This is a genomic window from Bacillus sp. OTU2372 (genome assembly GCF_038440275.1).
In the GTDB taxonomy this organism is placed as follows: domain Bacteria; phylum Bacillota; class Bacilli; order Bacillales; family Cytobacillaceae; genus Neobacillus; species Neobacillus bataviensis_B.
Window position 1 is genome coordinate 18,398 of the sequence record NZ_JASATK010000031.1, and the last position, 23,271, is coordinate 41,668.

The window sequence follows — 23,271 nt, forward strand, 5'->3', positions numbered from 1 at the left end:
ATGTTTTAATTTTTAAAAAAAGTGTGGTATAGTAATTGAGGTTCGTTTACCGGAGCTTATTGGTAAGTGAGAGGAGAATTATGTAATGAATAAAATTAGATTACCTAAAACATTAAATAACAGCCATATTTCATTCTTTGTAATTGCCGTTTTATTATTCTGGATCAAAACATATGCGGCCTATCAAATTGAATTTAACTTAGGAATTGATAATAATCTGCAGAAATTTTTGCTGCTGATCAATCCTTTAAGTTCAGCGCTTTTTTTTCTTGGTTTAGCCTTGCTCTTTAAGAGACGTACCAAGCTAGTCATGATTATTATCAACTTCTTTTTATCATTCTTGTTGTACGCTAATATCGCGTATTATCGATTTTTTAATGACTTTATTACGGTACCAGTATTAATGCAGACAAAAACAAATGCTGGACAATTGGGGGATAGTGCACTATCTCTAATTTCTCCATTTGATATTTTATACTTTCTTGATACAATCATTTTAATTGTTTTGGCGTTAACTGTTTTCAAAAAAGTGACAGTAACGAATAGAAAGTCTTATAAAATGGTTTTATTGTTTGCAATCACTACGTTTCTTTTTAACCTGGGGTTAGCGGAAAAGGATCGTCCACAATTATTAACACGTTCTTTTGATCGCAACTACTTAGTTAAATACCTAGGTGCATACAACTTTACGATTTATGATGTAATTCAAAATATTAAATCTTCTAGTCAGCGGGCATTAGCTGACAGCAGTGATATCACGGATGTAGAAAACTATCGTAAAGCAAACTACGCTGCTCCAAATCCGGTTTACTTTGGTAAGGCAAAAGGAATGAACGTACTTTATATTTCAATGGAGTCCTTCCAAAGCTTTATGATTGATTATAAGATGCCAAACGGACAAGAGGTAACACCATTTTTGAATTCATTGGCACATGATGGTAGTACTTTCTATTTTGATAATTTCTACCATCAAACAGGGCAAGGTAAAACATCTGATGCGGAATTCTTAATGGAGAATTCCTTATACCCTATGGCACAAGGGGCCGTTTTCGTTAATAAAGCACAAAATACTTACCAGGCGATGCCTTCAATTCTAAAAGGACAAGGATATACATCTGCTGTTTTCCATGGAAACTATAAAACATTCTGGAACAGAAATGTTATCTATAAAGCTTTTGGATATGATCAGTTTTACGATGCTGAATACTATAACATGACGGACGAAAATACCAAAAACTATGGAATGAAAGATAAACCATTTTTTAAAGAATCTATGCCTTTGTTGCAAGGCTTAAAGCAGCCATTCTATACAAAGTTCATTTCGTTATCTAACCACTTCCCATTTGAAATGGATCCAGAGGATACAGATTTTCCAGCTGGTGATTATGGTGATTCGGTTGTTAACCAGTATTTCCAATCTGCCCATTATATGGACCAGGCATTTGAACAGTTCTTTAATGACTTAAAAGCTAGTGGATTGTACGATAATACAGTAATTGTTATGTATGGAGATCATTACGGTATCTCTGAAAACCATAATGAAGCAATGGCGAAAGTATTAGGTGTGGATGAAATTACACCAGCCATTAATGCAAAATTACAGCGTGTACCTTTATTTATTCACGTGCCTGGTGTAAAAGGTGGAGTTCAGCATCAAATTGGGGGCGAAGTGGATGTCCGTCCAACTGTCCTTCATTTATTAGGTACTGATACAAAGGATTATATGGAATTTGGTTCTGACTTACTTTCTAAAGATCATCGTAATTGGGCGTTGTTTAGAAATGGTGACTTTGTATCATCGGACGGCATTCAAATCAATGAAAAATGTTACGGATATGAGACAACTGAAGAATTAACGGATAATACCCCATGTAAGAGCATTGATGAAAAAGTAAAAACAGAATTGCAGATGTCAGATGAAATTGTCTATAAAGACTTATTAAGATTCTATAAGCCTGAAGGATATACCCCAATTAATCCTAATGACTATGAGTATTTAGGACCAAAGGGAAAAACAACAAAAACAACTGAAGACAATTAATTATTGAGAGAGGGACTTTGTCCTTCTCTTTTTTATTATTTAAATGGAACTAAAATAAAGGATTAGCCAATTTGGACAGGTTAGCATATAATAAGTGAAATACATTGACGAACAGTCAGGAGTGGATCGCATGAGAGACGTAACTTTATTGGATATATTTGAACACCGCATTGCCCAAAAGTATTTAAACCGCTCAGGACTTGCCCATGCGATTGCGGTGGCATACCATGCTTTTCATTTGAGCAAAGAACATCAGCTTGATGTTGATATTGCTGCTAAAGCAGGGCTTCTCCATGATATGGGACACTATACTTGGTATAAGAACGGAAAATGGGATTATGACTTGTATAAACAAAATGATATTCATCCAATAAAAGGCGCTGAACGCGCGCATAAGCTATTGATCCGCCTTGGGGAAAACCCAATTAAGGCCAAGACGATTGCACTTGCGATTCTATTTCATACCGACTCATTTTTGCCTTCAAATGATATTGTAAGGACACCATTACAGCAAGTTGTAAAATGGGCGGATGAAAAAGATGAAGAAGAAGGTGGAATGCATCATTATCGGACGATTGAATATGAACGTGCAAAAAAAAGTATTATTCGTTTAGACAAGTGGATTGATGAAGAAGATAATCATCAATAGAAAAAGGCTGTGCTTCCATTAGCACAGCCTTTTTGCTTATCCCTGTTTAAAGCCTTCTTCTTGCATGAAAGCTATAGCTTCTTCGTATGTATCAAAGCTTTCTTCAAGGTTTAAGCCAAAGTAAATATTCCATACTTCATTTTCATAAAGCAAAATGAGAACGTTGCCCTCTTCGTCGACCCAGCGCTCTTCCTGTAATTCTCCAATAATGGCTTCCTCATTGGTTGATTTTTCTAGGGGCGATAAGGCTGCAATGGACTCAGTTAAGATACTCCGAAGCTGCTCTGCTGAAAAATCTCGGATATTGACCATTCCCTTTTCATCTGTTTCATATTGATCCAGGTGACCGGCATAAACAAAGCCATTTCCATTCGGATGCAGATGATAAACAATATTTTTTTTATCAGAAATACTTTCTGGAAGCTGAAAATTAACACGTTTTAGAGAAACATCTTTCCTCTCTAATTCCGGGTAAGATTCAATAATGGCTAGTTTTTCATTAAATGTCAGCATATAAAACTCCTTCTTTTTAACAAATATTCTCTTATCATACAGATATTTTCCCCAAACGTAAACTCGAATATAGTTGAAAAAGAAAAAGGATTGAAATTTAAATGGAATGGTGTAAAATTACACTAAAGGAGTAATGTTGTAAATAATCCCATAAATTACATAAAACACATAAAACAACTGGATGGAATGAAATAAGGAGGGAGTTTAAATGGCACCCAATAAAATGGAAGAGAGAGGAAGAACCTTTAGGTATGAGTTATATAAGTTGAAAGAAGAAGGGTATCTTTCAGATGCTATGGTTGAGACAGTGGCGAAGGCACATCACCAATACCACCTCGATTTACTAAAAGAAGAAGATGTGCACGCGGTTGAACATGAGTCATTACAATCAAAGTCAATACCTGCTGCCACTCCGAAACCTGCCAAAGTCAGAAAAACACTTTCACCCGAAGAGGCTCGAGAAAGAAACATAACCTGGTCTTTAAATATAGGTGTTATTTTTCTATTAATCGGCGGTTTATTTGTAGCAACAAGTAATTGGGAATCTATGACAAGCTTAATGAAAAGCTGTTCAATTGCTATTGTTTCATTGTTATTTTATTCTATTGCCCTTATTGCCAATAGAATACTTCATATTGATAAAACAGCTTTTGCCTTCACAGTGTTAGGGAGCTTATTCTTACCGATTTTTATTCTCTCCTTAGGCTGGTTTGGGCTTTTAGGCTCGTATTTATCGATTGACGGTGGAGGACGTTATCTGCTTGGATTGCTCGGAAGTCTACTATCACTTGTGGTGTATATACGGTTTGCGAGAAAATTAGGTTCGCGATTATTTGTCTGGTTCTCGTTTGTTTGTTTTTCTATAGGAGCAGCTTTTTTACTGGCGGCCCTTCATTTGAAGATTGATCTTTTCTATCTAGGAATGGTGCTATATAACGCAGTCCTTATCCTTGTTTTCAAACGGGTGAAAAAGATTAGCGGACTACAACTATTTACTAAAGAATTTATACCATTTATCCAAGTGAATTTGATTTTATCTACACTATTTATGCTATACATTTTTGATAGTGAGGTCTTGTACAGCTTTAACCTCCTGTTAACTGCTGTAATTTATTTATCGATGATGTATGTTACTGGCAGGAAGGAATATCACTTTATTTTTACTGTCATGCTGGTTTATGGTGCTTATCAGCTCGTTGAGAATAGTTTCCTTGAAAATGTGGGCGGGATTGTTTACGCATTAGTGGCCTTTGGGATTATCTTTGTTCCTAAAGTATTAGATAATAAATTCTCACTAGACAAAGCATTTCAGTATACCAGTGCTGTTATTTCAGGTTTTGCTTTTATATATATTAGTTTTGAAGGAATTTTTCTCCGTTCGGGACAACCGGCAATTGTGCTTCTGATTGCCTATTTTATTATGGCAGCAAATTTTATTTACCTTTCCCACCATAGTTCGCGATTTATTTTTCCTTATTTAAGTGCACTTTTACTGTCATCAGGCATCTATGAAGCTGTTTCTTTATTAACAAGACCAATTGAAGAAATCAATTTCGCTCTTAAATTATTTTTTACAGGATTTATTCTCTTTAGTGTCTTTGGAATCTTCTATTTCTTTAAGTATATACAGCAGATACGAAATGCAGCAGTAGAGATAGGATTATCCATTATGACAATTGCCATGATCCTTACGCTTGCTTTTCTTTATTGGTGGGAATTGGGAGTGATGCTCTTGCTTTTAGCTGTTGCCGCCTATTTACTTCATCAATATCAAGATAGAATTCTTCTAAAGGAAGCTGCCTTATGGGTATTGCCTAGTTCACTAGGCCTTTCCACCGCCGCTTTTGGTGAGGAGTTTAATGTAAACTCCCTCACGTACTATTCTGAATATGGGTATGCGGTTAATTTCGCAGCCGGAGCTGTGCTTATTTTAGTTTCAAGCATTGTTTGGGGAAAGCTTTCTAAGCAAGATTTTGCAAAAAGTTCACTGATTATCACCCAAGCCCTTTATACATTAGCCATAATCCATGCCATTGTTAGTCCTATCAATCACACTTGGGTCCAGCCTTTAGTTATGCTAGCGGGAATAGGAATGTATTCCTATTTTTATAAAAGGATTAGGACCAATTGGATACCTTATTTTATCAGTTTAACGACGCTTCTTTGCTATTTTTCCGTTATAAATGCTATTACAGAGAAGTTTGCATTTAATCATTTGACCAATTCATTAGTGTCATCTATGTGTGCGATCCTTCTGCTTGTGATCGCAGGTCTCTATCGAAAATCAAATCCTGACCTCGAGGCAGCATTTGCTTGGGTCGGACACCTCATTCTTCCTCTTGTCCTTGCGATTACTTGGTTAATCTATCAAGAAGATGCCGTCTTTAGCTTTATAATGGCCCTAGTGGGATATGCAGTTAGTGCCAAATTGGCTGGTAGGGAGTGGAAAATAAGGGTTTTCCTTTACGGAAGTTTTACAGCATTATTTTTTGTTATTACAACAGGGATGGAGAGAATACATCTTGAGTCCGATGTAAGATTTGCATTCCCCATCAGCAGTTTACTAATGCTTGCATTTTACTTATTTGCCAACGAGGAATTTAAAGAAAGAACAACTTTTTATTTGGTGCCATTTTCCATGATTGGGATAGCTTCCTTGCTAATAGTCTATCCATATGGTTTCATCCCATATCTAATCACCTGCCTGTATGTAATTGGAATCCTGTATTATTTGCATAAAGTAAAATGGGACATTTTAGGCATTGTGCCTTTAGGTTTCGCTTTCTTGGCCACTGTAGAGTACACGTATGTAAGCGATTTGACGTCGCCTGAAAAAATGCTTGTTTTTGCCTTCATTGGTATGGTTTTAATTTTAGCTGGTAAAATCCTTTATAAGAAGCTAGTTGAGCCAAGCGCAAAGTTATTGGAATTGAAAATAGACGGATATACAGTTACTGGTCTTATGTATTTTGCGTATATGTATTTTTTAGAGAATCAACAACTTTGGAGTCATGCATTGCCGGGAACTCTGATTGTACTAACTTTTTGGCTTCAACGGAAAAGAGTACCTGCTGAATATGCTGCTTTTATGACCATTGCGGCGGGCGGTTATACGTTACAGCCTTATTATGCAATAATTAGTACGATCCATATTCCGTCACTTTGGCTGCGTGAGGTATACGTTCTTCCCTATATCCTGTTGACCATTTTCATCCGGAAATGTTTAAAGGGGAAATATGAAAAGGTAGTGAAGGCTCTTCAATGGATGGTATTATTGTTTGTAGCGCTGATTTTAATCCAAGATGCATTGTTAAGCCATACCATTTATGATGCAATTATTTTAGGTTCACTTTCCTTGTTATCAATGGTGGCAGGAATGTATATTCAACTAAAGTCGTACTTTTTTGTAGGTGCAAGCGTATTACTGTTAAATGTTTTTCTGCAAACGAGACCATATTGGGGCAACATGCCTTGGTGGGTATACTTGTTGATAGCGGGGATAATCTTAATCACAATCGCAAGCTTTAATGAATGGCATAAACAAAAGGTTCAAAAGGGAGAGTCCACTTTTATTACCTACCTGAAAGTTAACATTATTGATAAGATACGAAAGTGGAACTAATACAATGCTCATTCACATTGTTGTTTTTTACTATAAAATATGTTATAATACAACTAATTATATAGTACGTTATTGGAGGAGCCTGTCACCAAGGGATAATTATGTCCATTGGTTGACGGGCTTTTTTGATTTTTACTAAAAAAGAGTCTGTGGATTTAAAGCACAGACTCTTTTTATTTTTTTCGAAAGGAACGGTGAATCAGATGGATTTCATTTTCGAGTTAGCGATTATTTTATTAGCTTCTAAAATAGCTGGGGATATTAGTGTTAAGTTAGGACAGCCGTCCGTTTTAGGAAAGCTTCTTGTAGGAATTCTTCTAGGGCCGGCTGTTTTAGGGCTTGTTTCGAATACGAGTACATTGGAAGAACTTAGCCAGATTGGTGTTATCCTGTTAATGTTTATCGCGGGTTTAGAAACGGATATTGATGGATTTAAACGCTCATGGAAAGCTTCAACTTCTGTAGGGTTAAGTGGAATCGTTGTTCCGTTTTTTATCGGGTTTATAGCTGGAGTATTCATGAATATGTCTACCATTGAGGCTTCCTTTCTAGGCTTATTGCTTTCCGCTACTAGTGTAAGCATTTCTGTTCAGGCACTTAAAGAATTAAATAAAATGCAATCAAAAGAAGGGACAGCAATCTTAGGTGCAGCTGTTATCGATGATGTAGTAGTCATTATCGCTCTGGCCTTTTTAATGAGCGTGGCAGGTGGGGATGTCAATTTAAGTATCATCATATTGAAAAAGGTTCTCTTTTTCGCAGGAGCGATCTTGGCAGCTTGGAAGTTAGTCCCGTGGATTTTAACGAAATTTGCACCATTAAAGGTAACAGAATCCGTTATATCCGGTGGATTAATCATCTGCTTTTTGTTTGCTTATCTGGCAGAATTAACCGGGGTTGCTGCGATTATTGGGGCCTACATTGCCGGCTTAGCCATAAATATCACTAAATTTAAACATGAAATTTTAAAAAAGGCAGAAACAATTAGTTACTCCCTTTTCGTACCTGTATTCTTTACTTCGATTGGAGTAAAAGCAAGCTTTGAGGGTATTTCACAACATCTTAGTACCATCATCGGGCTTAGCATTCTCGCAATCCTAACAAAGTTAATAGGAGCTGCAGCAGGTGCAAAACTGGCGAAATTTTCATGGAGCAGTTCACTTGGAATTGGTGCGGCAATGGTTTCAAGGGGAGAAGTAGCCTTAATTATAGCTGCAATTGGTCTAGAGAGTCATTTAATCAGCCAAGTGCTTTTCGCCATTTTAGTTATTGTTGTTCTTGTAACTACTTTAGTGACACCGCCAATGATGAAATACTTTTTTAAAAAAAGTCAGAGTCAAAAAGATATAAAAATAACAGCTTAATTAACATTTTTGAAAAACGACCCCCATGTTCTCTTTTTGAAGCTCGAATAGTTTAGTAGATTACATTAACTATTAAAAGTTCTATGGAGGTTAGAGATGGGAATCAAATTAATCGATATCGACAAACTACTAGAAGCCACTTCAGATCTAACATCTGAGAAAAACAATAATAAAGTGAAAAAAGTGGAGATTGACCAACTTCTTGAAAATACTCGTAATTGGTAAGTAAAATGACGACATTTAAATAATAATACACCATGAAATGCCTTCTACTAAATAGAGGGCATTTTTCATTTTATAGTATAAATAACGCTCCACAATGAAAGCGATTTTACCTAGTAATATTAATAACTTGAAGTTTCGAGCTTAAAGCGAAAAAATATTTTTGGTTTTTCTATTGCTTTTATCGAAAAAAGATACTAGAATAATAATAATTTTTAATATATAAAAAATTATTAGAAAATTGCAATGAAATTGGGGGAGCATGTTCATGAAAAGAAAGGTAAAGGCAGTCTCGATCGCATTAGCAGGAATGTTGCTGTTAGCTGGATGCGGAAGCAAGGAGTCTTCAGGAAGTTCGGAAAAATCAGGAGCAGAAAAAGAATTCAATGTAGGTATTACTCAATTCGCACCGCATCCGTCATTAGATGCTGCAACAGAAGGATTCAAGCAGGCGTTGAAGGACAAAGGGTTAAAGGTAAAGTTTGATGAACAAAATGCTCAGGCGGATATGAATAATACACAAACCATTGCGAATAATTTTGTCGGCGATAAAGTAGATTTGATATTTGCAAATGCTACACCGAGTGCAACGGCCGCTTTAAATGCTACAAAGGATATTCCAATTGTTTTTACATCTGTAACGGATCCTGTCGGAGCAGGTCTAGTTAAATCGTTTGATAAACCAGGTAATAATATTACTGGGACCACTGATAATCATCCTGATGCAACAAAGAAAACGATTAGCTTTATTACGGATGAAATAAAAGCTAAAAATGTTGGCGTGATTTATAATTCAGGTGAGCAAAATTCAGAGGTTCAAGTTAAAGCTGTGAAAAAACTTGTTGAGGAAAAAGGTGCTAAACTTGTTGATGTTTCAGTCGCAAATACTTCAGAAGTAAAGCAGGCTGCTGAGTCTTTAGCGGGTCGTGTTGATGCAATATATATTCCTACCGATAATACAGTTGTTACAGCTCTTGATGCTGTTATTGCCGTTGCCAATAGTAAGAAAATCCCTCTTTTTGTTGGAGAGCTGGATTCAATGAAGAAAGGTGCAGTAGCCGCTAGTGGATTCAGTTATTACGACCTTGGTTACCAATCCGGAGTAATGGCTGCAGATATTTTATCAGGTAAGAAAAAACCTTCGGAAATCCCAGTTGAGCTTCCAAAAAGCTTAAAACTAGTCATTAATAAGAAAGCTGCTGAAGCCCAAGGCTTAAAAGTGAAGGATGAATGGAGTAAACTTGGCGAATTTTATGATGGAAAATAATCTTAAGTAATGATCTTTTTCAAGGAGGTAACCTATGCCTCAAGGTTACCTCCTTGACTCGTACATAAGAGTAAACAATGGCTCTAATACATTGGGCCCAAACACTCAAAGAAAGGATGATCTCTATGTTTACAGCCATATTTGGATCTTTTGAAGCAGGTATCATCTATGCGATTATGGCGCTGGGCGTCTACCTTTCCTTTCGTATTTTAGATTTTCCAGATTTAACGGTGGATGGGAGTTTTGTTACAGGTGCCGCGATCTCAGCGGTATTAATAGCAAATGGAGTAAACCCTTTTTTGGCTACAATTACGGCATTAATCGCCGGATTTGCTGCTGGCTGTATGACTGGCCTTCTTCATACGTTTGGAAAAATTAATAATTTACTTTCCGGTATTTTAATGATGATCGCGTTATATTCTATTAATTTACGAATTATGGGGCGAGCAAATATACCTTTATTAAATACTGATACTGCTTTTACAAAAATTGGTGACCTTTTTGAAAAATGGGGAATTGATTCATTCTTCAATCAAATTCTAACCAAAGTTGGACTTGGCGATAGCCTTCCAGAAACATGGGGAATTTTGATATTTATGATTATCTTGACATTCGTAATCAAATTCCTAACAGATTTATTCTTACAAACTGAAATTGGTCTTGCTATCAGAGCTACCGGCGATAATAAGAGAATGATCCGCAGTCTTTCAGCAAATACCAATATTCTAGTTGTTCTAGGTCTTGGCCTATCCAATGCCTTAGTTGCTTTCTCAGGGGCACTTATTGCTCAACAAGGCGGGTTTGCCGATGTTGGTATGGGAATTGGAATGATCGTTATTGGTTTAGCTTCTGTTATTATTGGTGAGGCACTTTTTGGTACCAAAACAATGGCAAGAACGACACTGGCTGTTATTGGCGGATCTATTATCTATCGAATTGTCGTAACTCTAGCATTACGAGCGGAGTTTATGAGCCCTGGAGATATGAAATTAATTACTGCCATCATTGTCATTATTGCTCTAACGGCACCAAAAATCATTGATGCTTCAAAAGAGAAAAAGCGTAAGGCTCGAAGGAAAGCGGAAAGAATGAATCTAATTCAGGCCTCTGCACAAGGAAAGGGGGACAATCATGCTGCACTTAAATCAGATTCATAAGATTTTTAATGAGGGAACCCCGGATGAGAAAGTGGCGATTGATCATGTCAACCTCTCCCTTAAAGCAGGGGATTTTGTAACAGTTATTGGAAGTAACGGTGCAGGTAAATCCACGTTAATGAACATCATTTCGGGGGTTTTAATTCCAGATGTGGGTGATGTTCATATAGGAGGAAAGAATGTTACGAGCATGTCAGAGTACAACCGTTCAACGATGATTGGACGTGTGTTTCAGGATCCGATGGCAGGTACGGCTCCTAGTATGACAATTGAAGAGAATCTTGCAATGGCCTATTCACGGAATAAAACGAGAACACTTCGAAAAGGAGTAACGAAAAAGAGACGGGACTATTTCCGGGAGGTTCTTGAATCCCTTCATCTAGGCTTAGAAAACCGCCTTAGTGCAAAGGTTGGGTTACTTTCTGGCGGGGAACGGCAAGCACTTTCCTTGTTAATGGCAACATTCACTGAGCCTTCTATCCTCCTGCTCGATGAACATACAGCTGCACTTGACCCCTCTCGTGCAGAGCTTATTACCAACTTAACAAAGGATATTGTTGCTAAATATAATCTGACAACCTTAATGGTTACCCATAATATGCAGCAAGCAATTGACCTAGGGAATCGGTTAATCATGATGGATAAGGGTCAAATCATATTAGAAGTGAATGAAGAGGATAAGGACAAGCTGACAATTGAAGGATTATTAAGTGAATTTAAACGAATTCGCGGTACGCAAATGGCAAGTGATCGAGCCATACTGGCGTAATGTAATAAATTTTTTTACATTTTTAGACATTGTGGCATTTCTAATATTATTTCCAATTTTTAAACAGTGAAAACATACCGAATAAGGTGTGTTTTTTCTTTTTTCTGGGAAATATGATTTCGTCAAATTATGATTCTTTATCACCTAAAAGCGTTATTGCTTTATCTCCTATTCTTGAGTGGACAAAAACCTATCACTTAAAATGAATTCTGAATATTCCTGATTTAAGATGAGATGGGGGTCATTTGATGAAAGAAAAGAGAAAAAGAGCAGACCAGTTGTCTAATGATTTTTTTCCGGTCCGTGATGTTGATTATATTGAAATCTATACAGGTAATGCTAAGCAAGCTTGTCACTTCTTTTGTACTGCCTATGGTTTTCAGCCAGTTGCCTATTCAGGTCTTGAAACTGGTAATCGTGAAACCGCTTCCTATTATTTGAAACAACGTAATATTCGGATCGTACTGACGGGTTCCTATACTAAAGATAGTGCAGTTGCCCAATTTGTTAAAAGGCATGGAGACGGCGTCAAGGATGTTGCCCTGCTGGTGGATGATGTAGACAAAGCTTTTGTAGAAGCTGTAAAAAGAGGTGCGATTGCTCATACTGCTCCATATGAAATGAAGGATGCAAATGGAGTGGTAAAAAAGGCCGTTCTCGGTACATATGGAGACACTATCCATACGTTAATTGAGCGGAAAAATTATCAAGGAGCGTTTTTACCTGGTTATGAACCTTTATCGGCGGAGCTGCCGGTTGAAGATGCGGGGTTAATTGGTATAGATCATGTGGTCGGAAATGTCGAGCGGATGGAGGAATGGGTGGAATATTATTCAAAAGTGATGGGCTTTATTGAAATGAAACATTTCTCTGACAAGGATATTACCACGGAATACTCGGCTCTTATGTCTAAAGTCATGCATAATGGCGGTCGAATAAAATTCCCGATTAATGAACCTGCCGAGGGAAAACGAAAATCACAAATTCAAGAATTCCTGGAGTTCTACAATGGTCCCGGGGTTCAGCATTTGGCCATTTTAACAGAAGATATTGTTTCGACAGTCACCACTTTGAAAAAGAATGGGGTGGAGTTTCTCAAAACACCGGACACTTACTATGAGTCATTAGCAGAGCGGATTGGGAAAATAGACGAAGAGATTGAGAAGCTTCGTGAACTTAATATTTTAGTAGACAGGGATGATGAGGGGTACTTACTACAGATTTTCACTAAGCCAATTGTGGACCGGCCGACATTATTTATCGAAGTCATCCAGCGTAAAGGAGCCCGTGGCTTTGGCGAAGGAAACTTTAAAGCACTTTTTGAATCGATTGAACGTGAACAGGAAAGACGCGGAAACTTATAAAAAATAGATCAGTAGGTAAAGGTTTAAATGGGGGTCTAAATCGATCGGTCAAGGGAGAGCATCTTCTCCCTTTCAATAAAAAAGAACCTAGAAAGGTGAGATATGTGAAGTTTATAACCTTTGAAAAAAGCGATGGAAGGATTAGTGCAGGATGGTTAATAGATGATGAACATGCAGTAGATATGTGTGAAGCTTTAGGTCAACGGTTTCCTAATAATCTATTAGATTTTCTCAACAATAGTGAAGAATACTTGAAACAGGCAAAAGGCTGCTCCCTGCTCCCAGGTCAGGAGGGAGTCTATCCATTAAAGGAGCTCCGTATAAAAGCACCTCTACCTAACCCAAGAAGTTTTCGCGATTTTTATGCTTTTGAACAGCATGTAAAGACGGCACGGGAAAAACGTGGGCTTTCAGTAGTTCCTGAGTGGTATAAGATGCCTGTTTTTTATTTTTCCAATCATCTTGCTATAAGCGGGCCAGGAGATAAAATTTCGAGACCTGTAAATTGTTGTTGGCTGGATTATGAACTGGAAATTGCTTGTATCATTGGAAAGGAAGGCAGGGATATTCCAGCCGATCAAGCAGATGAATATGTTTTTGGGTATTGTATTTTAAATGATTGGAGCGCGAGGGACCTGCAGAGAGAAGAAATGAAGGTTGGATTAGGGCCGGCAAAGGGGAAGGATTTTTCCACCTCAATTGGGCCATGGATTGTTACGAAAGATGAACTAGAACCGCTTAAAGAACATGGAGGTTTTAATCTAACTATGAAGGCTCGTGTAAATGGGATTTTGCTTTCTGAGGGGAACCTGAAGGATATTTACTATACCTTTGGAGAAATGATTTCAAGAGCCTCACAGGGGGTCACCCTTTATCCTGGTGAAATCATTGGGTCAGGAACAGTTGGAACCGGCTGTATCCTCGAGCTTGGTCCTGAAGTACACCGCTGGCTGGAACCGGGTGATTTGGTAGAACTTGAGATTGAGGGGCTTGGCGTACTGAAGAATACAATCATCGACTAAAAAAGAGGTGAAATGATGTATTACCGTCAAATGGGCCAGATTCCTCATAAGCGTCATACGATGTTTAAAAAAGCGGATGGGAGTTTATTTCGAGAACAGGTAATGGGAACGCGTGGATTCGCTGGAACACAATCGATTTTGTATCATCACCATATGCCAACTGAAATAGTTAAGTCGGAACTAGTCGGCAGTTATTTGCCGGAATATGAGGAGCAGCAATCTTTAAAACACCGTCACTTTATGACTAGTAAAGCGAATCTAGAGGGAGATGCGCTTAAAGCAAGGAATTATTTAATGGGAAATCAAGATCTCCTTATCGGAACGGCCAATGTGACAGAACGGATGTCATGCTTCTATCGAAATGGAGATGGAGATGAACTATTATACATTCATTACGGATCCGGAAAGCTCGAGACCATGTTCGGTACCATTTCCTATCGTGAAGGTGATTATTTAATAATTCCGATTGGAACCATTTATCGGGTCATACCTAATAAACAGGAAACCACTCAATTATTGTTTATTGAATCCTTCAGTCAGATTACTACACCAAGGCGTTATCGAAATGAATATGGCCAGCTCTTAGAGCATAGTCCTTTTTGTGAGCGCGATATTCGCGGACCTGAGAACTTGGAGACATTTGAGCAAAAAGGGGAATTTGAAATTTTTACGAAATCAAGAGGAGTCATCTCCTCACATATACTTGGTCATCATCCATTTGATGTGGTGGGCTGGGATGGATACTTATATCCCTGGGCATTTAATATTGAAGATTTTGAGCCCATTACAGGAAGGGTCCATCAGCCGCCGCCGGTTCATCAAACGTTTGAAGGTAATCATTTTGTGGTTTGTTCATTTGTTCCGAGACTATTTGATTATCATCCAGAAGCCATACCAGCCCCTTATTATCACAGTAATGTCAATAGCGATGAACTGCTCTATTATGTAAAAGGAAACTTTATGAGCCGTAAGGGGGTACAGGAGGGTTCGATTACACTCCATCCTGGGGGGATTCCTCATGGCCCTCACCCTGGAAAAGTAGAAGCTAGTATTGGTAAAAGAGAGACATTGGAACTTGCTGTTATGATTGATACCTTTCACCCTTTAAAAATGGTTAAGTATGCTCAAGAAATAGAGGACCCAGGCTATATGTATTCCTGGTATAAATAATGAGAGGGGCAATCCATCGAAATTCGCTGGGTTGTTTTTTTTCATTAGAAGAAAGTGGTATTGTAGTATTAAGCATTCTTTGTAATACATATAGAGTGAGGTGAAATTATGGATTTAGCTTCCGTTTTATTTAAATTAAATAGTCATACGCCCAAGATATTGGGCAGTGAAAGATTTTCAAAATATGCTGTCCTGCTTCCATTATTGCAAAAAGAGGACGGAATTCATGTGTTATTTGAGGTTCGGTCACTAGAATTGAGGCGTCAGCCGGGAGAAATTTGTTTTCCGGGAGGCAGAATAGATGCACAAGATATAGATGAGCGAGATGCAGCCATCCGTGAGACAGTAGAGGAGTTAGGGATAAATAAACAAGATATTACCGATGTATTTCCATTGGATTATATGATTTCACCCTTTGGGATGATTCTCTATCCATATGTAGGTTATATTAATAACCCGGAAAAAATTCAGCCAAGCCCAGCTGAGGTTGGGGAAATATTTACGGTACCATTATCGTTCTTGATCCATAATGAGCCGGAAATCTATCGTGTGTCTCTGAAAGCGGAGCCGGAAGAAAATTTTCCGTTTGAGTTAATACCCGGTGGTGAAAAATATAACTGGCGGGCTAGAGGGATGGACGAATATTTTTATCGCTATGGCGGTAAAACAATTTGGGGACTAACGGCAAGAATTCTAGCCCATTTCATAGAACTGATTAGCTAAATCAGCAGAATAGGTTTAATAAGGAAAATAAGTAATAAAACAGTGATTTTTACTTGTGTATAAGCTTACCTCTTCATTTTTTTCTCGATTGTCTTTTTCACAAGGACAATTGTTTGTGATGAGCGGAAAAAACACTTGATTATTTTTTAAATTGTAATAAAATTAAAATTATATTTTTATAGAGTAGGGGATGTATCCATGAAGGTCGTAAAGTTTGGCGGATCCTCTTTAGCTTCCGGAAGACAACTAGAAAAAGTATTTCAAATTGTCACTGCTGACCGTGAACGTAAAGTGGTCGTTGTATCAGCTCCGGGAAAGAGGTATGCAGAAGATATAAAGGTAACAGATTTATTGATTGAATGTGCTGATGACTGCTTACAAAATAAGGATCCAAAGGAAAAGGTAGCGGCTGTCCTTGAGAGATATGCAGCTATTGCAAATGAATTAAATCTTTCAGATGGAGTGATCCAGGAAATTCATGATGACTTATTAACAAGAATTGCCAGTGACAAAAGCAAACCGGGTCGGTTTATCGACTTGCTAAAAGCCAGCGGTGAGGATAATAATGCGAAATTAGTAGCCGCTTATTTTCGAGCACAGGGTGTAGAAGCTCATTATGTAGACCCTAAGGAAGCAGGCCTTCTTGTCAGTGATGAGCCGGGAAATGCCCAAGCATTGCCGGAATCCTATTTACGACTAAATTCATTAAAAGAGCAGTCTGGCATTCAAATTTTTCCAGGATTCTTTGGCTTTAGCCTCAGTGGAGAGGTGTTTACCTTCTCAAGGAGCGGTTCGGATATTACCGGTTCTATCCTTGCAAATGCGCTAAAGGCAGACTTATATGAAAACTTTACAGATGTAGATGCGGTTTACTCTGTAAATCCTTCAATTGTCCAAAAGCCAAAGGAAATAAAAGAATTAACTTATCGGGAAATGCGAGAATTATCATATGCCGGATTCACAGTATTACATGATGAGGCACTTGTACCAGCTTTTAGAGCAGGAATCCCTGTTAATATTAAGAATACAAATAATCCATCAGCACCAGGAACACTTATAGTGAACGAACGTGACAATACAAATGGACCTGTCATTGGCATCGCCAGCGATAAAGGGTTTTGCAGCATTTATGTCAGCAAATACTTAATGAACAGAGAAATCGGATTTGGACGCAAGCTGTTAGGTGTATTAGAAGATTATGGTCTTTCATATGAACATACGCCTTCAGGTATTGATGATGTGTCTGTCATCTTACGGGAGAATCAGCTTGATGAGAAAGTCATGGATGAAGTGATTAATCGAATCAAAAATGAGTTACATGCGGATGAAGTGAAAGTTGCTCATAGTCTGGCCCTCATTATGGTGGTTGGAGAGGGAATGCGCCGAAATGTTGGGACCATGGCAAGAGCTTCGAAGGCACTTGCAAAGGCAAGGGTTAATATTGAAATGATTAATCAAGGTTCATCTGAGGTTAGTATGATGTTTGGTGTCAAAGAGGTAGATGAGAAGCGAGCGGTTCAGGCTCTTTATGAGGAGTTTTTTGTTCCTGTGACTGTTTGATTTTCTTTTCATTAAAAAAGGTACGTTAATCACGACGTACCTTTTTCAATTTCAGTTTTGTACGAATCAACGCCCATAAAGCGATAACAAGGCCGCCTAGAGTGTCAGCAATTAAGTCTGTCATTGTATCTTTATTTCCTCCGCCTTGCAAGGTCATCCCAAATAGCTGGTCGCAGCTAAACTCGTAGACCTCCCACATCACACCACCTAATGCTGCAAACGATGCGGTAAAAAGGAAAACAAACCAAGGGGAAATATCATTCCCTGCATCCCTGTGAATTAACCTTTCATATAATGCAATTCCCGCGAACGCAAGGATGGCACCGCTGACGAAATGCATAAAGGTATCCCACCACCCAAGTCCATACCAGCCTAATATTGAACCCAAATATTGTGAACCTACTAAGAAAATGATATAGGAAAAGACGATGGGCAGATTAAATTTCAGCTTAGTAAACAGGGCTAACAAAAGCGGCACAGCTCCACAAACAATTCCGCCAATTGCCACAGTTGATTTAAAGGATTTATCAATACTATGGTAATACACTGCCAAGATGGCCATGAATACGATATACAATAAACTGACTATTATCACAAGTTTTCTTTTCATTACAGCACCTCTATTTAATTAGACTTCTTTTCCTAAAAAGGGTATAAACCGCGGTGATAAGACCTCCTCCCAAACCGCACAGAAGATCGTACATGGTATCCTTATTGCCACCCCTTTGCATCGTGTGTGTTAAAGTCAAATCGCCTACAAACTCATAAATCTCCCAGAGGACACTCGAGGAAACAGCAAGTGAGAGGACAAACAGAACAAGAATCCCTACAGAAACATTCCTTCGTGCATGTTGTGGTATCCAGTAGTTATAAAGACTTATTCCCACAACCCCTACAAATATTCCTTTAAAAAAGTGCAGGGTAGAATCCCACCATTTATAATGCAAATAAAAGCTTGAGATGGAACCTAAATATAAGGAACAAAATAAGAAAAGATAATAAGAGATGATAATGGGAATGTTAAAGGGATTATTTTTCATCTTTAGTAAGCCAAGCGGCAGCAAGCTGACGAAAATGCCTCCAAGTGCTACTTGCCACCTAGTATGGTCATGTTTCATCAAGTAATAAATAAACAATGCAGTCATACCCAGACTAAATAATATGCTTAATGCAATAACAACCTTCCTTTTCACCTGCTCACCTCAAATCAAAATCACTCCTTACAATTATGTCCAAAAGTGATTAATTATAAAGGTATAGGTACGGCTCGCAAAGTGATAGTAGAAACGGTATAGTAATAATGTATGAAAATTTTCAAAAGATGAAACTTGGTGGTGGTTCAATGCAAAAGGCACAAATTCCAACATATGAACGGATTGCAATTGATTTAGCAAATAGAATCTACGATGGAAAGTTTAAAGTAGGAGAAAAGATTCATGGAAGGTCCACCCTTGCAAGTGAATATAAAGTCTCACCTGAAACGGTCCGAAGAGCAATCAAGATACTAGAAGATGTAGAGATTGTCCAATCCACTAAAGGAAGTGGAATTATCATCTCATCGAGGGAGAATGCTTATAAATATATTCACCGTTTTTCCAATTTGGCCAGTATAAAGGATCTAGAAAAACAAATGAACAGCCTCATTTCAGAGAGGAATAGGCTGGATGAGGAACTTTTTGATACGTTAAGAAAAATCATGGATTATTCAGGGAAGCTCAGGCACACCAATCCCTTAGCACCTATTGAGGTGGAAATTTTTCCAGGGTGCATTCATATCGGAAAAACAATTTCAGAAACGAAATTTTGGCAAAATACAGGTGGGACGGTTATAGGAATGAAGCGTAAGGGGGAGTTAATCATCTCACCCGGACCGTATGCACTAATCCTTGAAGGGGATGTTTTACTTGTAATTGGTGATGATGAGACATATGATAGGGTCGTTCATTTTTTAGAAGACTAATCGAAACACATAATTACATAAGCTGGACTATAACAAAGAAGCCGGTCAAGATGACCGGCTTTAATTATTAATTTAATAATCCCTCTTTTTCTAAAAATTCTTTGGCAACCTTAGCTGGAGACTGTTTAAGACTGTCAACCTTGTAGTTAAGTTCCCGCATTTTTTCATCCGTTAGTTTTCCGGATAAGCTATTGAGTACTTTTTTCAATTCGGGATGCTCTTTTAAAGTTTCCTCTTTTATAAAAGGCACCGCATAATACGGTGGGAAAAACTGCTGGTCATCTTTTAATACTTTTAAGTCAAACGCTTGAAGTAAACCATCGGTGGAAAAGGCATCAATAACATCGCTTTTATGATTTTTTAAAGCAGTGTAGCGCAAGCCGCCATCAATTGCTTTAACATCCTTAAATGCCATATTATAGGTTTTTGAAAGTCCGATTAACCCATCTTCACGGTTTGGAAATTCAATGGTAGGACCCATAATTAAGTTTCCACTTACCTTAGCTAAGTCTGAGATAGTATTTAGACCATACTCTTTTGCCGTATCTTGTCGAACGGCTAACGCATAAGTGTTATTAAATCCAAGCGGCTTTAATAGTTCAATTCCATATTTTTGCTTAAATTCTTTCTGCACATAATTATAGACTTTATCTGGATCACTTTCCGGAGGCTGATTTAAAATATTTACCAAACCTGTGCCCGTATATTCTACATACATGTCAATATCTCCAGAATTTAATGCACCAAAAGCGACCTGTGTACCTCCTAGATTTAATTTACGTTCTACCTGTATATCCGTCTTAGCTTCTATAACATCAGCCAGCATATTACCTAATATTAATTGCTCACTAAAGTTCTTTGAACCGATAACAATTTTATCCTCAGCTTGTGCAGTAGAATATGCTTTAAATCCTACAGCTGCAACCAATAAAATAGCGGCAAAGGCAATTAATGACCTTTTTGCTGTTTTTCCCTTTTTCGATATTGATTTTTGCTTGCTAGTATAAGAAAGAGATGATTCTAGTTTACCAACTGTGAAATCAATGAGCAGAGCGAGAATACAAGCTGGAATTGCTCCGGCCAAAATCATGTGATTATCAACAGTTTGAACCCCTGAGAATACCAGGTATCCAAGTCCACCTGCTCCAACGAAAGCCGCAATAGTCATTAAACCGACTGCTGTTACCGCTGAAATTCTGATACCCGCCATAATCATTGGGAAGGCCAGTGGTAACTGTACCTTTTTCATCGTTTGACTCTTGGTCAGACCAATACCTTTGGCGGCTTCCAGAATGTCTCCATCAATATTTGTTAAACCTGTATAAGTGTTTTTAACGATTGGAAGTAAGGAATAAAGTACAACCATTACAATGGCAGGCGTACTGCCGATTCCGATAAACGGGATGAGAAAACCAAGTAAGGCTAAACTTGGAATAGCCTGAATTACGTTTGTGGTCCCAATTATCGGTTTTGAGAGTTTAGGTTCATTTGAAATTAATATTCCTAATGGAATCCCAATAATTATGGCAATTAAAACGGACACGATACTTAAATATAAATGCTCTCCTAGTAAGCTAAGGATTTGACTATAGTTATCTGTAAGATAATTCCAAAATCCACTCATTAAAATGCCACCTCCAAATCAATTAATTGACTGCTTAACGCAGATAAGATACTGCTTCTTGTTATTAAACCTGTTAATTGGCTGGTACTGTTCACAACAGGCAGATATCCGATTTTATGTTCGTTCATAGTGGCTAACACTGAGATTAAATTGGCATCCTCTGAAACAGACAGGACATTTTGCTCCATAACCATTTCAATAGATAAATTTCGATTGAGTAATTGGATACTTTTTAATGTCACCAGGCCTCTTAGGATATTATGTTTGTCTGTCACCATTAAACTATCAACCTTATGATCCTTCATAACCTCGATGGCCTGCAAAACAGTACGCATCGCGGTTATCTTGACGGGATTTTGGATCATGATATCCTCGGCCATTAATAATTCTGGATTATTCCAAACCCTTCTTTTTCCAATAAAGTCTTCGACAAATTGATTAGCTGGATTTTTAAGAATATTTTCCGGAGTGTCATATTGAAGAATATCCCCATCTTTTAAAATACAAATCTTATCAGCTATTTTTATCGCTTCATCCATATCATGGGTAACGAAAATAATCGTTTTGTTTAATTCCTTCTGCATCTGGAACAATTCATCTTGAAGGGAGCTTCTGGTTACAGGGTCTAGTGCACTGAAAGGTTCATCCATCAGAATAATATCAGAGTTTGTGGAAAAGGCTCTCGCAACACCAATTCTTTGCTGCTGCCCGCCACTTAATTCTTTCGGGTATCGATGTAAATATTCTTTTGGCTCGAGGCCTACCAATTCCAGTAATTCATTTGTCTTTTTCTCAATGGAAGCAGGGTCTTCGCCCTTTAACTTCGGTATTAATTCTAAATTCTCCTTGATAGACATATGTGGAAATAGACCGGTGTTTTGAATGACGTAGCCAATATTACGGCGGAGTTCAATGGGATTCATTGAGGTGATATCAGTTCCATTTACAAAAATCTGCCCGGATGATGGTTGGATTAATTTATTAATCATTTTTAATAATGTGGTTTTACCGCAGCCACTTGGACCAATAAAGACAACTAACTGTCCCGCATCAATTTTTAATGAAAATGGATTGATAATGGTTTTAGTCCGATATTTCTTAACAATGTTCTTGAATTCTATCAATTTCATTCCCCCTTAAATTTATTAGATCAATATAGTAACAACTTAATTGTAACATATAAGTTGTTGGTTGTCGACCCCAGATGAAGCTAATGAGGATATACCCAGTTAAACTAAAAATGAAACCAAGATTTTTATAGTGAATATTTGCGATATTTTTTATATAAAATGTAAAATAAAGATATGAAAAGTTACGATAAAAGAGGAGAATTAACTTGGGCTTTGTCCGGGACAAATTCAGTGCGAAGTTTTTCCTTTTCCTCGCGATTGCCTTTATTTTGATCCATGTACCGATAATAGGAAACTATGTAAAAATAATTAATACACTGATCCATGAAACGGGTCATGCGATCATTGCTTTATTTGGGGGAAAGGTGGAAACCATTTCTTTATTTATGAACTCTGAAGGCGCAACGATTAGCGATCAATCAACATGGATGGGCAGTTTTTTTACAAGTCTTGCAGGCTATACCTTCGCATCCTTCATGGCCTTTTTGTCTTTTTTGTTATTAAGGAGAAAAAAGGAAATACTGCTGATTGACCTTTTACTAGCGTTTATTTTTTTGAATTTGATATTTTGGGTGCGTAATCCTTATGGGGTATTTTGGCTCTTCTCTTTTGCATGTGCCTTCCTGTTTTTACTGATTAAGGGGAGTCAGGGTGTTAGAGACCACCTTTTATTGTTAATTGCAGCTATTCTATTAGTGGATTCTGTACAAAGCACATATGAAATTTTATTCCTTAGCATTCTACAGCCACAAGCTGCAGGGGATGCCGCTAATCTTGCCCAGTTAACAGGGGTTCTTCCTGCGGCATTTTGGGGGCTGTTTTTCTTCCTGCAATCACTTTGGTTTTGTTTTTATGGATTTAAACGAGGTTATTACAAGGTAGGTATATAAACGAAGGCGGACCTAGCTCTCAACCTGAGTAAGTCCACCTAATTCAATAGTTACTTTTGTAAATCTTTTTTAGTGATTTCGCTGCGTATGCTAGTTTCTTTGGAGAATTCAGTATCCTGTTTTTTGTTGTTAGGATATTTATTCATACGCTCCCGATTATCATTGCGGTTAGTCATTAAAATTCCTCCTTTCTATATTTATGGTGCTTATTTTGCACCTGGAGT

21 protein-coding genes are annotated in these 23,271 nt (G+C 37.7%); 15 read left to right on the forward strand and 6 right to left on the reverse strand.

Translation table 11 applies throughout. The features are described 5' to 3' along the window. The first annotated feature begins 85 nt into the window (after positions 1-85). Positions 86-2,041 (forward strand): LTA synthase family protein, encoded by a 1,956-nt coding sequence (locus AAHB15_RS26775; protein ID WP_335572247.1) that lies wholly within the window; start codon positions 86-88, stop codon positions 2,039-2,041. A 130-nt stretch (positions 2,042-2,171) separates the two neighbouring features. Continuing rightward, on the forward strand, positions 2,172-2,690 hold the full coding sequence (locus AAHB15_RS26780) for an HD domain-containing protein (RefSeq protein WP_335572246.1): 519 nt from the start codon (positions 2,172-2,174) through the stop codon (positions 2,688-2,690). A 36-nt stretch (positions 2,691-2,726) separates the two neighbouring features. Here the strand turns inward: AAHB15_RS26780 and AAHB15_RS26785 are convergent, their stop codons facing one another. Then, a complete protein-coding gene (locus AAHB15_RS26785; protein ID WP_342043671.1) occupies positions 2,727-3,203 on the reverse strand; it encodes a hypothetical protein in 477 nt (158 codons plus the stop codon). A 208-nt stretch (positions 3,204-3,411) separates the two neighbouring features. Between AAHB15_RS26785 and AAHB15_RS26790 the strand changes: the two genes are divergently transcribed. The 11 genes from AAHB15_RS26790 (at position 3,412) to AAHB15_RS26840 (ending at position 17,443) form a co-directional block, all read left to right on the forward strand. Beyond that, the gene (locus AAHB15_RS26790; protein WP_342043672.1) at positions 3,412-6,825 is read left to right on the forward strand and encodes a hypothetical protein; all 3,414 of its coding nucleotides are present in this window, start codon (positions 3,412-3,414) and stop codon (positions 6,823-6,825) included. Between the two features lie 203 nt (positions 6,826-7,028). Beyond that, a complete protein-coding gene (locus AAHB15_RS26795; RefSeq protein ID WP_335572243.1) occupies positions 7,029-8,189 on the forward strand; it encodes a cation:proton antiporter in 1,161 nt (386 codons plus the stop codon). A 96-nt stretch (positions 8,190-8,285) separates the two neighbouring features. Then, on the forward strand, positions 8,286-8,414 hold the full coding sequence (locus AAHB15_RS26800; RefSeq protein WP_255286609.1) for a hypothetical protein: 129 nt from the start codon (positions 8,286-8,288) through the stop codon (positions 8,412-8,414). A gap of 265 nt (positions 8,415-8,679) precedes the next feature. Continuing rightward, positions 8,680-9,678 (forward strand): ABC transporter substrate-binding protein, encoded by a 999-nt coding sequence (locus AAHB15_RS26805; protein ID WP_335572242.1) that lies wholly within the window; start codon positions 8,680-8,682, stop codon positions 9,676-9,678. Between the two features lie 125 nt (positions 9,679-9,803). Beyond that, complete coding sequence (locus tag AAHB15_RS26810; RefSeq protein WP_342043673.1) at positions 9,804-10,835, forward strand: ABC transporter permease; 1,032 nt, start codon at positions 9,804-9,806, stop codon at positions 10,833-10,835. Further along, positions 10,810-11,604, forward strand: coding sequence for an ABC transporter ATP-binding protein (locus AAHB15_RS26815; RefSeq protein WP_098529262.1), 795 nt, complete (start codon positions 10,810-10,812; stop codon positions 11,602-11,604). Before AAHB15_RS26810 ends, AAHB15_RS26815 begins: the two co-directional genes overlap by 26 nt. Before the next feature lie 248 nt (positions 11,605-11,852). Then, positions 11,853-12,968, forward strand: coding sequence for a 4-hydroxyphenylpyruvate dioxygenase (gene hppD, locus AAHB15_RS26820; protein ID WP_342043674.1), 1,116 nt, complete (start codon positions 11,853-11,855; stop codon positions 12,966-12,968). Positions 12,969-13,072: 104 nt separating this feature from the next. Further along, complete coding sequence (locus AAHB15_RS26825; RefSeq protein WP_335572240.1) at positions 13,073-13,990, forward strand: fumarylacetoacetate hydrolase family protein; 918 nt, start codon at positions 13,073-13,075, stop codon at positions 13,988-13,990. Between the two features lie 15 nt (positions 13,991-14,005). Further along, entirely contained in the window at positions 14,006-15,160 is a 1,155-nt protein-coding gene (locus AAHB15_RS26830) for a homogentisate 1,2-dioxygenase (RefSeq protein ID WP_335572239.1), read from the forward strand. 108 nt (positions 15,161-15,268) lie between these two features. Then, positions 15,269-15,883 (forward strand): NUDIX hydrolase, encoded by a 615-nt coding sequence (locus AAHB15_RS26835; protein ID WP_098529254.1) that lies wholly within the window; start codon positions 15,269-15,271, stop codon positions 15,881-15,883. Positions 15,884-16,081: 198 nt separating this feature from the next. After that, positions 16,082-17,443, forward strand: coding sequence for an aspartate kinase (locus AAHB15_RS26840; RefSeq protein WP_335572238.1), 1,362 nt, complete (start codon positions 16,082-16,084; stop codon positions 17,441-17,443). Positions 17,444-17,468: 25 nt separating this feature from the next. On the opposite strand, the gene AAHB15_RS26845 is transcribed toward AAHB15_RS26840, so the two are convergent. Both AAHB15_RS26845 and AAHB15_RS26850 read right to left on the reverse strand, forming a co-directional pair. Continuing rightward, on the reverse strand, positions 17,469-18,053 hold the full coding sequence (locus tag AAHB15_RS26845) for a hypothetical protein (RefSeq protein ID WP_335572237.1): 585 nt from the start codon (positions 18,051-18,053) through the stop codon (positions 17,469-17,471). A gap of 10 nt (positions 18,054-18,063) precedes the next feature. Next, positions 18,064-18,636 carry a membrane-spanning protein gene (locus tag AAHB15_RS26850; protein WP_335572236.1) on the reverse strand — a complete coding sequence of 191 codons (573 nt, stop codon included), beginning with the start codon at positions 18,634-18,636 and terminating at the stop codon, positions 18,064-18,066. A 149-nt stretch (positions 18,637-18,785) separates the two neighbouring features. Here AAHB15_RS26850 and AAHB15_RS26855 point away from each other — a divergent pair, with 149 nt between their 5' ends. Beyond that, entirely contained in the window at positions 18,786-19,403 is a 618-nt protein-coding gene (locus AAHB15_RS26855) for a TrkA C-terminal domain-containing protein (RefSeq protein ID WP_335572235.1), read from the forward strand. Between the two features lie 67 nt (positions 19,404-19,470). On the opposite strand, the gene AAHB15_RS26860 is transcribed toward AAHB15_RS26855, so the two are convergent. Then, complete coding sequence (locus AAHB15_RS26860) at positions 19,471-21,027, reverse strand: ABC transporter permease/substrate-binding protein (RefSeq protein WP_335572234.1); 1,557 nt, start codon at positions 21,025-21,027, stop codon at positions 19,471-19,473. Continuing rightward, on the reverse strand, positions 21,027-22,151 hold the full coding sequence (locus tag AAHB15_RS26865; protein WP_098529243.1) for an ABC transporter ATP-binding protein: 1,125 nt from the start codon (positions 22,149-22,151) through the stop codon (positions 21,027-21,029). Before AAHB15_RS26865 ends, AAHB15_RS26860 begins: the two co-directional genes overlap by 1 nt. Positions 22,152-22,363: 212 nt before the next feature. On the opposite strand from AAHB15_RS26865, the gene AAHB15_RS26870 reads away from it, so the two are divergent. Then, positions 22,364-23,047 carry a M50 family metallopeptidase gene (locus AAHB15_RS26870; RefSeq protein ID WP_335572233.1) on the forward strand — a complete coding sequence of 228 codons (684 nt, stop codon included), beginning with the start codon at positions 22,364-22,366 and terminating at the stop codon, positions 23,045-23,047. Positions 23,048-23,097: 50 nt separating this feature from the next. Here AAHB15_RS26870 and AAHB15_RS26875 read toward each other — a convergent pair whose 3' ends face one another. Further along, positions 23,098-23,223 carry a hypothetical protein gene (locus AAHB15_RS26875; RefSeq protein ID WP_261380804.1) on the reverse strand — a complete coding sequence of 42 codons (126 nt, stop codon included), beginning with the start codon at positions 23,221-23,223 and terminating at the stop codon, positions 23,098-23,100. Between the last annotated feature and the right edge of the window lie 48 nt (positions 23,224-23,271).

Bases quoted from the DNA above. Each gene is read 5' to 3' on its own strand.
- AAHB15_RS26775 (WP_335572247.1), top strand. From the start codon at position 86: ATGAATAAAATTAGATTACCTAAAACATTAAATAACAGCCATATTTCA.
- AAHB15_RS26780 (WP_335572246.1), top strand. From the start codon at position 2,172: ATGAGAGACGTAACTTTATTGGATATATTTGAACACCGCATTGCCCAA.
- AAHB15_RS26785 (WP_342043671.1), bottom strand. From the start codon at position 3,203: ATGCTGACATTTAATGAAAAACTAGCCATTATTGAATCTTACCCGGAA.
- AAHB15_RS26790 (WP_342043672.1), top strand. From the start codon at position 3,412: ATGGCACCCAATAAAATGGAAGAGAGAGGAAGAACCTTTAGGTATGAG.
- AAHB15_RS26795 (WP_335572243.1), top strand. From the start codon at position 7,029: ATGGATTTCATTTTCGAGTTAGCGATTATTTTATTAGCTTCTAAAATA.
- AAHB15_RS26800 (WP_255286609.1), top strand. From the start codon at position 8,286: ATGGGAATCAAATTAATCGATATCGACAAACTACTAGAAGCCACTTCA.
- AAHB15_RS26805 (WP_335572242.1), top strand. From the start codon at position 8,680: ATGAAAAGAAAGGTAAAGGCAGTCTCGATCGCATTAGCAGGAATGTTG.
- AAHB15_RS26810 (WP_342043673.1), top strand. From the start codon at position 9,804: ATGTTTACAGCCATATTTGGATCTTTTGAAGCAGGTATCATCTATGCG.
- AAHB15_RS26815 (WP_098529262.1), top strand. From the start codon at position 10,810: ATGCTGCACTTAAATCAGATTCATAAGATTTTTAATGAGGGAACCCCG.
- hppD (WP_342043674.1), top strand. From the start codon at position 11,853: ATGAAAGAAAAGAGAAAAAGAGCAGACCAGTTGTCTAATGATTTTTTT.
- AAHB15_RS26830 (WP_335572239.1), top strand. From the start codon at position 14,006: ATGTATTACCGTCAAATGGGCCAGATTCCTCATAAGCGTCATACGATG.
- AAHB15_RS26835 (WP_098529254.1), top strand. From the start codon at position 15,269: ATGGATTTAGCTTCCGTTTTATTTAAATTAAATAGTCATACGCCCAAG.
- AAHB15_RS26840 (WP_335572238.1), top strand. From the start codon at position 16,082: ATGAAGGTCGTAAAGTTTGGCGGATCCTCTTTAGCTTCCGGAAGACAA.
- AAHB15_RS26845 (WP_335572237.1), bottom strand. From the start codon at position 18,053: ATGAAAAGAAAACTTGTGATAATAGTCAGTTTATTGTATATCGTATTC.
- AAHB15_RS26855 (WP_335572235.1), top strand. From the start codon at position 18,786: ATGCAAAAGGCACAAATTCCAACATATGAACGGATTGCAATTGATTTA.
- AAHB15_RS26860 (WP_335572234.1), bottom strand. From the start codon at position 21,027: ATGAGTGGATTTTGGAATTATCTTACAGATAACTATAGTCAAATCCTT.
- AAHB15_RS26875 (WP_261380804.1), bottom strand. From the start codon at position 23,223: ATGACTAACCGCAATGATAATCGGGAGCGTATGAATAAATATCCTAAC.